13 protein-coding genes are annotated in these 12517 nt (G+C 40.9%); 2 read left to right on the top strand and 11 right to left on the bottom strand.

From position 1 onward, the window contains the following. Positions 1-146: 146 nt before the first annotated feature. From ACJA3J_RS08185 to ACJA3J_RS08150, 8 genes are all read right to left on the bottom strand, one after another. Positions 147-2303: a heavy metal translocating P-type ATPase gene (locus ACJA3J_RS08185; protein WP_202616143.1), complete on the bottom strand. Its 2157-nt coding sequence runs from the start codon at positions 2301-2303 to the stop codon at positions 147-149. Between the two features lie 3 nt (positions 2304-2306). Continuing rightward, the gene (locus ACJA3J_RS08180) at positions 2307-2681 is read right to left on the bottom strand and encodes a metalloregulator ArsR/SmtB family transcription factor (RefSeq protein ID WP_153464098.1); all 375 of its coding nucleotides are present in this window, start codon (positions 2679-2681) and stop codon (positions 2307-2309) included. 175 nt (positions 2682-2856) lie between these two features. Next, entirely contained in the window at positions 2857-3714 is an 858-nt protein-coding gene (locus tag ACJA3J_RS08175; RefSeq protein WP_161993087.1) for a cation diffusion facilitator family transporter, read from the bottom strand. A gap of 308 nt (positions 3715-4022) precedes the next feature. After that, complete coding sequence (locus ACJA3J_RS08170) at positions 4023-5468, bottom strand: PTS mannitol transporter subunit IICB (protein WP_406945985.1); 1446 nt, start codon at positions 5466-5468, stop codon at positions 4023-4025. A gap of 66 nt (positions 5469-5534) precedes the next feature. Beyond that, positions 5535-5972 carry a PTS sugar transporter subunit IIA gene (locus tag ACJA3J_RS08165; protein ID WP_115894294.1) on the bottom strand — a complete coding sequence of 146 codons (438 nt, stop codon included), beginning with the start codon at positions 5970-5972 and terminating at the stop codon, positions 5535-5537. A gap of 20 nt (positions 5973-5992) precedes the next feature. Further along, positions 5993-7156 carry a mannitol-1-phosphate 5-dehydrogenase gene (locus ACJA3J_RS08160; protein ID WP_406945984.1) on the bottom strand — a complete coding sequence of 388 codons (1164 nt, stop codon included), beginning with the start codon at positions 7154-7156 and terminating at the stop codon, positions 5993-5995. A 242-nt stretch (positions 7157-7398) separates the two neighbouring features. Further along, complete coding sequence (hxlB, locus tag ACJA3J_RS08155; protein WP_089650994.1) at positions 7399-7959, bottom strand: 6-phospho-3-hexuloisomerase; 561 nt, start codon at positions 7957-7959, stop codon at positions 7399-7401. Next, positions 7952-8662, bottom strand: coding sequence for a ribulose-phosphate 3-epimerase (locus ACJA3J_RS08150; protein ID WP_406945983.1), 711 nt, complete (start codon positions 8660-8662; stop codon positions 7952-7954). Before ACJA3J_RS08150 ends, hxlB begins: the two co-directional genes overlap by 8 nt. A gap of 181 nt (positions 8663-8843) precedes the next feature. Here ACJA3J_RS08150 and ACJA3J_RS08145 point away from each other — a divergent pair, with 181 nt between their 5' ends. After that, entirely contained in the window at positions 8844-9599 is a 756-nt protein-coding gene (locus ACJA3J_RS08145; RefSeq protein WP_089650992.1) for a DeoR/GlpR family DNA-binding transcription regulator, read from the top strand. A gap of 164 nt (positions 9600-9763) precedes the next feature. Here the strand turns inward: ACJA3J_RS08145 and ACJA3J_RS08140 are convergent, their stop codons facing one another. The 3 genes from ACJA3J_RS08140 to ACJA3J_RS08130 form a co-directional block, all read right to left on the bottom strand. Continuing rightward, on the bottom strand, positions 9764-10135 hold the full coding sequence (locus ACJA3J_RS08140) for a MaoC family dehydratase N-terminal domain-containing protein (RefSeq protein ID WP_406945982.1): 372 nt from the start codon (positions 10133-10135) through the stop codon (positions 9764-9766). 65 nt (positions 10136-10200) lie between these two features. Further along, positions 10201-10680, bottom strand: coding sequence for a GNAT family N-acetyltransferase (locus ACJA3J_RS08135; protein ID WP_406945981.1), 480 nt, complete (start codon positions 10678-10680; stop codon positions 10201-10203). 35 nt (positions 10681-10715) lie between these two features. Beyond that, positions 10716-11801 (bottom strand): hypothetical protein, encoded by a 1086-nt coding sequence (locus tag ACJA3J_RS08130; protein ID WP_406945980.1) that lies wholly within the window; start codon positions 11799-11801, stop codon positions 10716-10718. A gap of 318 nt (positions 11802-12119) precedes the next feature. Here ACJA3J_RS08130 and ACJA3J_RS08125 point away from each other — a divergent pair, with 318 nt between their 5' ends. Further along, positions 12120-12299, top strand: coding sequence for a hypothetical protein (locus tag ACJA3J_RS08125; RefSeq protein ID WP_089650988.1), 180 nt, complete (start codon positions 12120-12122; stop codon positions 12297-12299). The last annotated feature ends 218 nt before the right edge of the window (positions 12300-12517 follow it).

The raw sequence follows: 12517 nt of genomic DNA, 5'->3' as shown, positions 1-12517 counted from the left end.
TGGTTACTTCCGCCAGTTCTGGGCTGCCTCACCACCCTAATTTAAGAGCCATTTAAGTAATGCTGTGGGCCCAATGAAAATAGAGGTTTATATAAGGAATGACGTCCCCCTTAGACCCTCCAAGCAATTTAGAAACTCCTACATCCTTATTCGTCTTCTTTCACACTCATAAGCCGTAAACCATTTAGAGCCACTACAATTGTTGCCCCCATATCCGAAAGAATGGCAATCCAAAGTGTTAGCCATCCCGGAATAACTAACAGAAGGGCAATAACCTTAATAGCAATCGCAAAGAAAATGTTAGCCTTAATAATATTTAACGTTTTACGGCTGATTTTAACAGTAAACGGAAGTTTCCTTAAATCGTCCCCCATTAAAGCAACATCTGCCGTTTCAAGTGCTGTATCTGTTCCAGCCCCACCCATTGCAATTCCAACGGTTGAGGCTGCTAGAGCCGGAGCATCGTTAACACCATCACCAACCATAGCTACGTTTCCGTACTTGGATTTCAATTGTTTAATCACGTCTAACTTATCTTGTGGAAGTAACTCTGATTGAATGTCTGTTACGCCGACTAGACTGCCGATTGCATCAGCAGTACTGTGGTTATCACCTGTAAGCATAACTGTTTTTTTAATTCCAGCTTTGTGTAAAGCTTCTATAACATCTTTGCTTGATTCACGCACTTCATCCGCAACGGCAATAATAGCTAGAATTTTTTCATTTGTACCTATAATCATAGCTGTTTTCCCTTGTTTTTGTAGGGATATAATATTTTGGTCTAATTCCTTATTATAATTAGACGATAATAATTCTTTAAATAATTTCGGACTACCAATATAATACGTATTTTCATGTACTTTTCCTTTAATTCCTTTACCCGTAATTGAAGTAAAGTCATCTACTGCTACCTCAGAATAAGAAATACCGTCCTCTTCAGCCTTTTTCATTATGGCCGATGCAAGAGGATGTTGAGAACGATATTCTAGGGCAGTAATAATCGAAAGTAGTTCTTGTTCATCTGTATGAGGGCTCAACACTTCATAGTCAGTTACCACAGGAACCCCTTTTGTTAAAGTCCCCGTTTTGTCAAACGCAATTGCTTTTAATGTACCAACTTCTTCTAGGTACACCCCGCCTTTGACAAGAACCCCTTGTTTCGCAGCATTACCAATGGCTGATACAATTGAAATTGGAGTGGAAATCACCAACGCACAAGGACAACCAACGACAAGAACAGCTAGACCTTGATAAATCCATGTTTCCCAACTTCCATCAAAAAATAAAGGAGGTAATGTAGCAACTAATGCTGCAATGGCCATAATGATAGGAGTATAATATTTAGCAAATTTATCGACAAAAGCTTGGGATGGTGCCCGTTCGCCCTGCGCTTCTTCTACTAGATGAATAATTTTAGATATTGTTGTATCTTCAACAAGCTTTGTTATTTTTACTTCAAGTAATCCTTCTTCATTAAGCGTACCAGCAAATACTTCATCTTCTACAGTTTTCTCAACAGGGACTGACTCCCCCGTAATCGCTGCTTGGTTAATGGCAGAATAGCCATTGACAATGACACCATCCATCGCAATTTTTTGACCCGGTTTAACTATCATAATATCCCCGATCGCAATATCATCTACGTGAATCGTCATCTCTTGTCCATTTCGTCTAACCAATGCTTCCTTTGGTGCAATGTCCATTAATGAACTGATTGATTGTCTCGCTTTATCCATAGAGAATCGTTCTAAAGCTTCACTAATGGCAAAAAGTAAAACGACAATTGCTACTTCTGCCCATTCCCCAATAATGACTCCACCAATGACAGCAACAGTCATAAGAGTCCTCATATCAAACTGAAGTCGAACTAAGTTTTGTAAACCGACTTTGAAGAGTGACGTCCCACCGACTATCATCGAAGTAATAAATAATAATGCTGTAACGATGTTATCATTTCCGTTTACAAACCGGGAAGTGAAACCGATAACCAAAAATAAAACTGAGTACAACAATGTACTGTGTTTTTTATAAAACGGTAACTTTTCTTCTGTACCAGGATCTTTATCCTTTTTTTCTGAACTGTCAGGAACTACTTTTAGGTTCTCAAAAGCCCCAGCTTTTTCAAGCTCCTCTGTTGTCGCTTCACCGTAAACAGAAATTTTCGATGCGCCAAAATTTACTTTTGCATCGCTTACACCAGCTAATCCTTTTACGTTATCCTCAAATTTTCCAGCACAATTTGCACACGTAAATCCTTGAACACGATATACATTTTTCTCATCTTGAGATGCTTCGTTACTCACAATTTACACCTCCTGACCGTGAACCATCGCCGTTACAATCATACTTGTAACATGGGGGTCATCAAGGGAATAAAAGACTAACTTACCTTGTTTTCGACTTTTAGCAATATGCATGTTTCGTAAATGACGTAGATGATGAGAAGCTGTAGCATTCGTTGTGCCAATAATGTTTGCAACATCACATACACATAGTTCAGTTTCCTGCGTTAATATATAGGCAATTTTAAGCCTTGTTTCATCAGATAATGCTTTAAAAATGTCCGCGGTTGAAGTGAATTTTTCATTTTCAATCTTCCGCGATAATCGGTTAACTATTTCCTCGTCGTAGCAAAAAACCTCACATTGATCATCGTTTATTTTAGTGTGTTTGGTTTCCATGATTTCACCCTCACATTCAAATGATTGTTTGATTATATATACAATCTTATAAGGAACCTGTATAGATTGTCAATAAAATAAACAAATGATTGTTTGAATATCTAATTGAATATGTGTTAAATAAGTTTAAAAAGAATCAAGATCTGACGGATCACTTTTGTAAGGTATTAAAAATTCACTTCACTGAGGGATTCAATTCAACAAATGTCATAAGGCTGTTATGTTGTTTGTGCATTAATTCTTTAATTTCTTCAGTTACATGGGTCATTTCCTTAATTGATAAATCCGGTTGAAGAGAAACAGAAACATCTAAAATGACCTTATTACCTGAGACTCTCGCTTTCACATCATTGACTTTCTCTATTTCTTGAATATCTGAAAGTGATTCTTTGTATTGGTGTATCTTTTCAGGATCGATCCCATCGGTTAAAATTAAGGCGGTTTCTTTAAAGATCCCCCATGCTGCCCAGAGAATGATTAGACCTACAATCGTACCAGTGACAGGATCAAGCCAGGATAGTCCAAATTGAGCGCCAGTGATACCAACAACAGTACCAAAACTTACAATCGAATCCGACAGATTATCTTTTGCGATTGACCTTAACCCTTGACTGTTTACTTTTGAGGCTATGGTTTTATTCAAAAAGTAGATTAAAATCATGAATAGACCACTTCCGAGGCCAACCCATATTGCAAGAGGATTCGGTGTAACGAAATTTTGATTTACCATTGTACGAACGGTATCAACTAAAATTTGTATCCCTATTGCAGCTATGACAAAGGCAGCCACCAACGAAGCAATATTTTCGGCTCGCCGATGTCCATAAGGGTGGTTCTCATCCTCCTCTTTTTTTGCAATTCTCAACCCAATGATTAGGGCAACAGATGTAATAATATCCGTAAAATTATTAAACCCATCGGCCATTAATGCCACGGAATTGACCTGCCAAGCAATAATGATTTTCACAAGTGATACTAATAAATAGGCAAATGTACTAATCCATGCACCAGTTTTAGCGTTCAAGAATCTCATTTTATTACCTCCCTTCTTCATTATTTCCAAGTAGTTTTTCATTAAAACGTTTATTTGAATGTATAACAATTCACATGGGAACACGTATAGATATTTTTAATAAATAAATGCAATATTATCTCGAAACTGAGTCTTCCACAATCCTGCCCTTTTGTTGAAGACTCAGTTTCAAGATAAATATGACACAACTATTTTCATTATCAGTGATTGCAAAAAGAAAAGAGACCATTTTATGATTACAATGAGATGGAACCAAAAAAAGAAGGTTCCTAAAAGAACCTTCTTTAAACGATTTGTTAAACAATCACTTACCGATTTTCCAACCTGCCCAGCAATTCATCCAGGTTGGGATCACTAATATAGTTTTCAATTGTGATAATCTCTTTGTCCTGGTGAGCGTGTTTCGCTCGGTCATAGAGATCTTTATGAACGACGATAATATTGGAATCTTGGGGTGCATCTTCAATTCTGTAGTGTTTCACTTCGATCCCGTCGATTCCTCTCTTCTGCAGTTTCTTTCTGAACGTCGTGGCACCTAATGCACTACTACCTGCACCGGCGTCACAAGCGAAGGAAACTTTATCGATGTTTTCATCTTTTTTACTGCTGTTCACCACTTGTTTTCCTTGTTGTTTCATCGCTTTGGATTTTTCGATGGAATCGGAAAGCTCATCTTCTTCCTCATCTTTATTTTTCTCCATTTTTAAAATCAGCGATGTGATCAAGAAGGTTACAGCCGCGGCAGCCAGTACGCCGGCGATAATACCGATAAAGCTTCCTTTAGGAGTCAGTCCTAGATAGGCAAAGATCGAGCCGGGACTTGGACCTGCGACGAGTCCTGCATCAAACAAACTGAACACGCCGATCCCTGTCGCGCCCCCTGCGATCATCCCAATAATTGTAAGGGGTTTCATTAATACGTAAGGGAAATATAGTTCATGAATACCGCCGAAGAAATGAATAATAATGGCACCTGGTGCTGTTCGTCGAGCCGTCTTTTTACCGAAGAAAGTAAACGCCAGCAGCAATCCAAGGCCTGGGCCAGGGTTGGACGCGACAGTAAAGTAAATGGACTTTCCTGTTTCAGCCGCTGCCTGCATGCCGAGCGGGTAATAAATACCTTGGTCGATCACGTTATTTAAAAACAATACTTTTGCTGGTTCGTTAATAAGAGAAAGTAAAGGCAGTAAGCCGGTAGCCACCAAAGCCTCGATGGCTGAAGTTACAAAATTGTTCGCCGATTCGATCACTGGACCGATAAAGAAGAACGATACGATCATCAGCAGGAATCCTAGAATCCCGAGGGAGAAATTGTTCACGATCATTTCAAACCCGGCAGGAATTCTGTTTTCAACCAAGCGATCAAATTTCTTTATGATCAATCCGCCTAAAGGACCGATCACCATCGCTCCTAAAAACATCGGAATATCCGATCCGACGATCAAACCAATGGCCCCGATCGCCCCCATGACAGCTCCACGCTGACCTCCGACCATACGACCACCGGTGATCGCGAGAAGCAGAGGAAGCAAGAATTTAATGGCTGGACCGACAATTTGCGCAAGCTCCTCATTGGGAATCCATCCTGTCGGTATAAACAAAGCGGTCAACAGACCCCAGGCGATAAATGCGCCGATATTCGGCAGGACCATATTGGTTAAAAAGCCGCCGAAAGCTTGAACTCTGGCCCTTGCAGAAGGACGATTAATGTCTACTACATTGCTATCCGTCGTTGTCTTAGCTGGACTTGCCATCTGAATCATCCCTTTCCAATTTATTAATAATAATCGTCGCTGCCTATGATGATCAGGAGACCGGACTTATTCGACCGTCTGAAGTAAGTCCAGGATCTCCTTTTCACTGTTGGCTTGTTCGAGTTTTTCACGCACCTCATCTTCGATCAGTAAAGAAGACAAATCTGAGATCAAATCCAAGTGACCGGAAGTATCTTCAGCAGCTAATGTGAACAGAAGATTGACCTTTTTGTTTTCAGGAAATGGCACGGCCTCTTCTAACTTCAAAAGCGAAATCCCTGTCTTCACAACGCCGCCTTCATTTTTGGCATGAGGCATAGCGATTCCTGGAACGATGACGATATACGGTCCATTTTTGTGAACGTTCTCAATCATATCCTCTACATATTCAGGAGTTATGGAACCGTCATCCAGTAATGGAGCCGCCGATTCTGTGATCGCTTCCTCCCAAGAGTTTACAGATTTCAAAAAATGAATATTACCTTTCAATTGTTCGCTTAGCATATAGTCAGCACCCTTTCTAATCAGCTTTTTAAAGCTTGTTCTTTTTTCAATTGCAAATATTGACTCTTGATCTTCGATACGATCGTGGCTTCTTTTAATTCAGTGAAATGAGTGATGGCCTTTTCGATTCCTTGATCATCCATATAGCTTTGAAGCGTCACAGACTCCTCATCTTCGGGGTTATCAAATAAAAACGCGGCCGCTATCGCAGTCGTCAGATTATCGATCGGCAGGTCCAAATCAAAAAGAACTTTGGCTGGTTTGATTAACCGCTCCTCTGGTCCCAGCTTTCGGATCGGTGACCTTCCCACTCGTAAAATGTCATCGCTTATATTTTCGTTTTTGAAGCGATCGACGGTTTTTTCAATAAACGCGTCCATTTCCTGCTCGTCCATGTGGTGGATGTGAGTGAAATAACGGGCAGACTCTTGAAGGGTTGCTCTTAAAAACGCCTCAAGACTTGAATCCTGCAATGCACGCTGAATGGTTGGATAGCCTTTCAAGTGGGCCATATACGCTGTAGCTGCGTGCCCCATGTTCACCATGTATAATTTGCGCTCAATATGGGGTTTTAACGTATCCACGTAGGTGGCGTTTTTTATTAGAGGCACATCCTTATTCACCATTTCCGACCGGTTGATGATCCATTCGTAATAGGGTTCTACAAGGGCAACTTCCCCTTCACTCCTATTTTCAGAGAGCGAAAGACGGTCAATGGCCGAGTTCGGAAATCCAACAAAAGACATGATTTCTTCCATATCATGTGCAGATACTACACTTTTCACTTCCTCTTTCAATTGAGAAGAAGCGTTGATTGTATTTTCATTGGCGATCACATCGATGGAAGGTTTGCTCTGTTGCTTTCTTGTTAGAAGACCTTCGGATAGGGTAGGAGCAATTCTTGAAAGATTTTGTGCTCCTACAGATGTCGTGATGATATCTGCTTCTAAAATAGCTTCGATAATCTCATTCTGAGCACTTGTATGCAACGCTCTCACAGGGAAAACGGTTTCTTGCGTGTGATTTTCATCTAGCAATTCTATAACATACTGCCTGCGGTCGTTGATGCTTTCAACCAGCTGTTGGTCTGCATCCACAAAGCAGACTTCATATCCCGTCTTGTTCAGGAGATATCCGATTAAACCTCGCCCGATATTACCCGCTCCAAAATGCAGCGCTTTCATTTGTGGACCTCCTTTAATTCAGGTTCTCTTCATTCGTCCAAACGCCAGTAAGCCATAAAAATCAGTATAATATGACCATGACAGAGCGTCTATAGAGAAAAAAGAAAAATAACCCTTTTTGTATAATTTTACAAATTATACAAAAAGCTTTTGTTTAGATCGAGACTCGCCTGATGGTCCCTTGACCGGCCCCTCTGATCTTCCTTTCTATATCAAAGGAGCTTGAGATTTGCATCAGTCTACTATTCTAAATTCGCATGGTATTCCCAAAGCGAATGCAGTTCGATGTTCTCTTTTTTTACAATCATTAACGCGATGGTATCTCCCAGTAGAAGAAGACTCTGTTCAAATAGACTCTTCATCGGCTGCTGGGATTGTACTTCTTCTACTGTCTCCGGATTGGAGCTTATTGGGAGACGGACGAACACATCTGCATATTGGCTCATCGAACTATTTGGGTTCGTACCGATATGAGCGACCGTTGCGTTTAGTTCTTTCGCTTTTTTTGCAATGATAAGAGGAAAAGCTGTTTCGCCGCTTCCAGATCCAACGATCAGCAGGTCCTTCTCCGTCATGGCCGGTTCTGTGATCTGGCCAACGACGTAAGTTTGAACACCGAGGTGCGCTAATCGTTTAGCGATTGATTGCAATGATAAAAGCACCCGCCCTACGCCTACGAAGAATACTTTTTCTGCTTGATTGATTTGCTCGATCAATCGTTCAATCTCCTGGCTGTCCACGTTGGTTAATGTGGATGTGATTTCATTTGTAATGACCCCTGCTGCTTCCTTATAGTTAACCATTGATTCCAACCTCCTCATGCAATCCTTCTTGTATCAGTGATTCCATCAATTTTTTGTTGTCTTTCAAACCATTGCTCTTTTCAAACAAACTCGTGCTTCCAGCCACTAAGATGTCTGCCCCGGCTCTGACCAGTGTCGGAATCGTATTCAATGACACGCGGCCGTCCACTTCAATCTTCGTATCCAAATCTCTGGACCGGATCAACCTAGCCAGATCCTCTACTTTTTTCGTAGCGTACGACACTTGCTTCTCTCCTTTATCTGTTGCAAATCCAGGATTGATCAGCATTAGAAGGACCGTGTCTATTTGCGGTAATACATAATCCAGTACCGATAATGGAGTGGCTGGGTTCAGGGCGATTCCTACTTTGGTGTCATGCTTTTTGATTAAATTGATATAGCGGTCTATGTGTACACTTGTTTCCACATGAAAGGTGATTTGTTCCACCCCGATCCGCAGCATCTCTTGTATGAAAAATTCATTCGTATTGGCCATAATATGAACATCGAATTTCATATCCGTTATTTTTCTCAGTTGTTCAATTGTCTCGATTCCCAAGGGCATGCTTGGACTGAAGGTTCCATCGATAATGTCAATGTGTAACGTATCCAAGCCCGCTTCTTCTATTTCTCTGACACTTTTCTCAAGATTGCAGAGATCCGCACACATGATGGACGGTGCAATTGTAATATTTCGTTGCATGTTTGTGCCTCCTTGTTTGTGTTTATGCGCCTTTGTCAAAATAATAAGGCACAAACAAGAAAAAGTAAAGCGTTTTCTTGCATGTTTTTGCTTTTATTTGCACTTTAATGCTGTTTTTCGATTTATGAAAGGAAAAATCCGTGATATACTGGAAGAAATTAAGAGAAGGAGTCTTTCGTGTATGCTTAAACAAGAACGCCAACAAACCATTATCGATATCGTTAATGAAGAGCACAAAGTCATTGCCAGCGACTTAAGCAGACGGCTGTCTGTTTCAGAAGATACGATTAGAAGAGACTTGAAAGAATTGGACAGCCAAGGAGTGATCAAGAGAGTTCACAGCGGGGCGTTAAGAAAAGGCCCTCCCGTCCAGGATTTTTCAACAAGACAGGAAATTTACAATGAAACAAAGTCGAATCTAGCGAACAAAGCCTTACAATATATTGAAGATGACATGGTCCTGTTGATTGACGGAGGAACAACGAATTTACAATTGGTCCATCAGCTCCCCTTGTCTTTAAAAGGTACCGTCATTACTAACAGCCCGCCGATTGCGATGGCCCTTTCCAACCACAATGATATTGAGGTCATCATGATCGGAGGCACCTTATTTAAACAGTCGATGGTGAATTTAGGAATCGACACCTATGAAGCTTTGAATTCGATGAGGGCCGATCTTTATATTATGGGAATTTACAACATAGATCCTGAAATCGGGATCAGCATCCCCCGTTCGTCAGAAGCACTCATCAAACGGAAAATGGCGTCTATTTCCACCGAAGTGTTAAGTATGGTGACCAATGATAAGTTAGATACGGTTTCCAATCATATTGTCTGTCCAACCGACCATCTAACATACTTAATCACAGAAAATGTGCATCCAGAAATTAAACGCTTATATGAAAAACAAGGCATAGACATAATTGATCACGCATAACCATTTATCTTGAAGTCTAAGTCAGGATCTTTATTCTTGAGAAAAATGAACCTCAAAAAAGCCAACCCTAAAAGGGTTGGCTTTTTCCATATTGATTATTCCTTGAAGTGGTAGCTAGGCTCAAAAGTAATAAACATTCGCCTGGTTCTTATGTGCTTTTATTTTTAATCCCGTATGATACCGTGACTCGAACCAATCAACACTTCTTTCCCTTTTTGATTGCGATAGACAGACTTCATTTCCACTTTCTTATGCCCATCCGCTTGAACAACCTTTTCCAAGCTCACTTCACAAGTAATCGTATCCCCAGTAAAAACCGGGCGGAGAAACTCATTGGCCATATCTCTTGCAATATAGTGCAAATCGCCGCCGATCTTCGTTCCGATGCTCGCCGTTAATAATCCTTGAACCATCAACCTTCCCTCTTCATCCGGCTCCACATGATGCCTCCCCTGATCTCCGGAGATCCGACCGAACTCCAATACTTCCTCATTCGTAAACGTGCGCTTCCAAGTGTATACATCACCTGTTTTCATCGACCTCTCCCCTTTTCATGATTGGTATTCAGCCTATTTCAATATCCATTCTTCATTATGAAACCTCAAACCTCTAATGTTTTTTCAAAATGATAACGCTGACCATCATCCGAAACAAGGTGATAGCCATTCGATGTATAAAGCTGTATCGCACTTTCCCAACTATTGTTCGTCTCCAACACAAGTCTTTCATAGTTACTGGATCGAGCAGCTTCTTCAAGCTTCGCCAGCATCCTCTGCCCAATTCCCTTTCTTCTATAAGTACCCTTCACCGACATCCGTTCAATTCTCCCCACCCGATGATCTTCTCTCGTAACGGCCCCTGTCGCAACAAGCTCACCTTCAGCCAAAGCAACAAAGAATCCATTTCCTTCCTTATTATAGGTACCCATCATATCTTTCAGATCAGGATTGAGAGATTGATCAATGAATCCAAAACGCTCTAAAAAACCAGCCAATATGAGATGTCTAGCTTCGTCCTCCACCGCTTCATGTAAGGGCTGGATGTCCAGGGAGAGGATCTGCTTGTTTTCCTCTTTGTTCAAAAGGCGTCGCCCCCTCTCCAATTGTCACTTTCACCTTAAAAACTCTCTAATTCGGTTAGATAGATGTGTAGACGCTTTTCGATTTGGTCTTTTGTTCCAAAGCGGATGATCTGTTCCTTTGTTAACGTTTCTTCCTTCAGCAGCTCAAGATGAGTATGAGCCATCGTCACAAGTTTCAAAAACACTTCGATATGTAAGTCCATGCGTTTCTGTTTTGAATCTTGCGTATATCCTTCCACAAATCCATCCGCATGGGCTCTCAGAAGAGGGACATGACGATGGTAGTTTCCTTTCCCATATCTTCGTGTGTCGTGGACGGTATGGAAAAAGGTGTGATAATTGAAGACATGATTGGCGGCAAGGGATGTTCCTGTGTAGAGAAGCGGAACAGGGTCGATCATTTTCACGCTGTTATCCATGAAGATCAAATTTTCAGGTGATGTATCCTGATTGGTAAGGATCCGCTTCTCCCGACCGATGGATCGGTTTGAGATTAATTCGTTTCCGATAGCAGAAACTCTTTCTTTATTGAATCCATGAGCATATGATAGCAAGGCATGAAATTCTTCTTCATACTCTCCTCTCTCTTCGACGATACACGCTCTCAATTCCATGTCGAGGCCGCCTTTTAATTCCCCGTTTTCTCCGACTTCCAAATATCCGATCCCTTCATAAGGGGGATCGATCTCTTCAAGGGCGCGAAAGAACTCGCCGATGTCTCTTCCGTACTGCTTCGATTGCTGCTGCGTCTGTCCTTCCAGCCCCAACGTTTTACCCACATAAGATTCAATCGTATAAGTAAGGTCTTCATCAATGAAATAATGGAAGTGTTCAGGACACATGCCTTTCTGTGCTTCATTGGCTATCTTGTAAAAAGCTTTGGTAGACCCATATTCCGCCGTCAACTGATCACGGTTGAAGGCGACGGCTTCATCATAAGCGACCTTTTTCGGAATGCGGAGGACAAGCTGTTCACTCTCAATCAAGTAAGCATAGTGCCAGGAGCCCTCCCCTAAGCGTTTGATATCAGATTCTCCAGACAATAGGTTTAACCCTTCGTTTTCCAGCGCACGGTTAATCTGTTCTATCTCTGTGACCGATTGTTTCGTCAAAAATCCCACGTTTCCGTCTCCTCGTTTCATTAAAAGTGTCTTATGATTGATGTCAGCAGACTTCTTTTTGTTTTTGTTCTAATCTCGACCAATCTCTCCCTATGATTCAGGAAAGGAAAGTAAAGCAACCTTACATATTTTAACATAGAATTCGGAATTATCTGAATTAAATTAAACGTTTCACTAAAAGAAACATAAAAAACTTCCCTATCGTCTTTAAATGATTTAGAAGAAATATACTTTTTGACTCTTTCCCTCTTAAACGTTATACTAGAAAAACTCTTGAGGCTTCGGTACTCATAAAAAATAGTGATCAGGAGTGAGCGTATGTCAGAATTAAAAGTGGGGCAGTCCATCATGGAAAGATGCACAAGCTGCTACCATAATGTTCTAAAAGTAATCAAAGTCGTTCCGAAAGAATTTGAAGATAAAACGGCTTATGTTATCTGGACACAGTGTCCACAATGTGGAAACAATGATCATCAATTAACTCAAAAAGATGAATAGAGGATGGGCGATCTTTTCCATAGTCTTGTCATTAATAATGAGCAAATAGAGCAAAAGGACTTCCTTAATCAGGAAGTCCTTTTACTTTTATTTAGGAAATGAACTCCTCCGTTTATAAAGAAAGCGATGTCACCTGGACATTTTCTAAAAATATCTGAAAGTCTATTGTTCCTTGTGGAGATTCTTGTTAGCATTATCTTTATTCCTTTAAAGCAAAC

The sequence above is a fragment of the Halobacillus sp. SY10 genome (assembly GCF_045401165.1).
Lineage (GTDB): Bacteria > Bacillota > Bacilli > Bacillales > Halobacillaceae > Halobacillus > Halobacillus aidingensis.
The sequence above is the reverse complement of the archived record's forward strand: the minus strand, read 5'-3'. Positions and strand labels throughout refer to the sequence as shown.

Excerpts from the sequence above, each read along its gene's own strand:
- ACJA3J_RS08180 (WP_153464098.1), bottom strand. The coding sequence starts at position 2,681 with ATGGAAACCAAACACACTAAAATAAACGATGATCAATGTGAGGTTTTT.
- ACJA3J_RS08175 (WP_161993087.1), bottom strand. The coding sequence starts at position 3,714 with ATGAGATTCTTGAACGCTAAAACTGGTGCATGGATTAGTACATTTGCC.
- ACJA3J_RS08170 (WP_406945985.1), bottom strand. The coding sequence starts at position 5,468 with ATGGCAAGTCCAGCTAAGACAACGACGGATAGCAATGTAGTAGACATT.
- ACJA3J_RS08165 (WP_115894294.1), bottom strand. The coding sequence starts at position 5,972 with ATGCTAAGCGAACAATTGAAAGGTAATATTCATTTTTTGAAATCTGTA.
- ACJA3J_RS08160 (WP_406945984.1), bottom strand. The coding sequence starts at position 7,156 with ATGAAAGCGCTGCATTTTGGAGCGGGTAATATCGGGCGAGGTTTAATC.
- hxlB (WP_089650994.1), bottom strand. The coding sequence starts at position 7,959 with ATGGTTAACTATAAGGAAGCAGCAGGGGTCATTACAAATGAAATCACA.
- ACJA3J_RS08150 (WP_406945983.1), bottom strand. The coding sequence starts at position 8,662 with ATGCAACGAAATATTACAATTGCACCGTCCATCATGTGTGCGGATCTC.
- ACJA3J_RS08145 (WP_089650992.1), top strand. The coding sequence starts at position 8,844 with ATGCTTAAACAAGAACGCCAACAAACCATTATCGATATCGTTAATGAA.
- ACJA3J_RS08140 (WP_406945982.1), bottom strand. The coding sequence starts at position 10,135 with ATGAAAACAGGTGATGTATACACTTGGAAGCGCACGTTTACGAATGAG.
- ACJA3J_RS08125 (WP_089650988.1), top strand. The coding sequence starts at position 12,120 with ATGTCAGAATTAAAAGTGGGGCAGTCCATCATGGAAAGATGCACAAGC.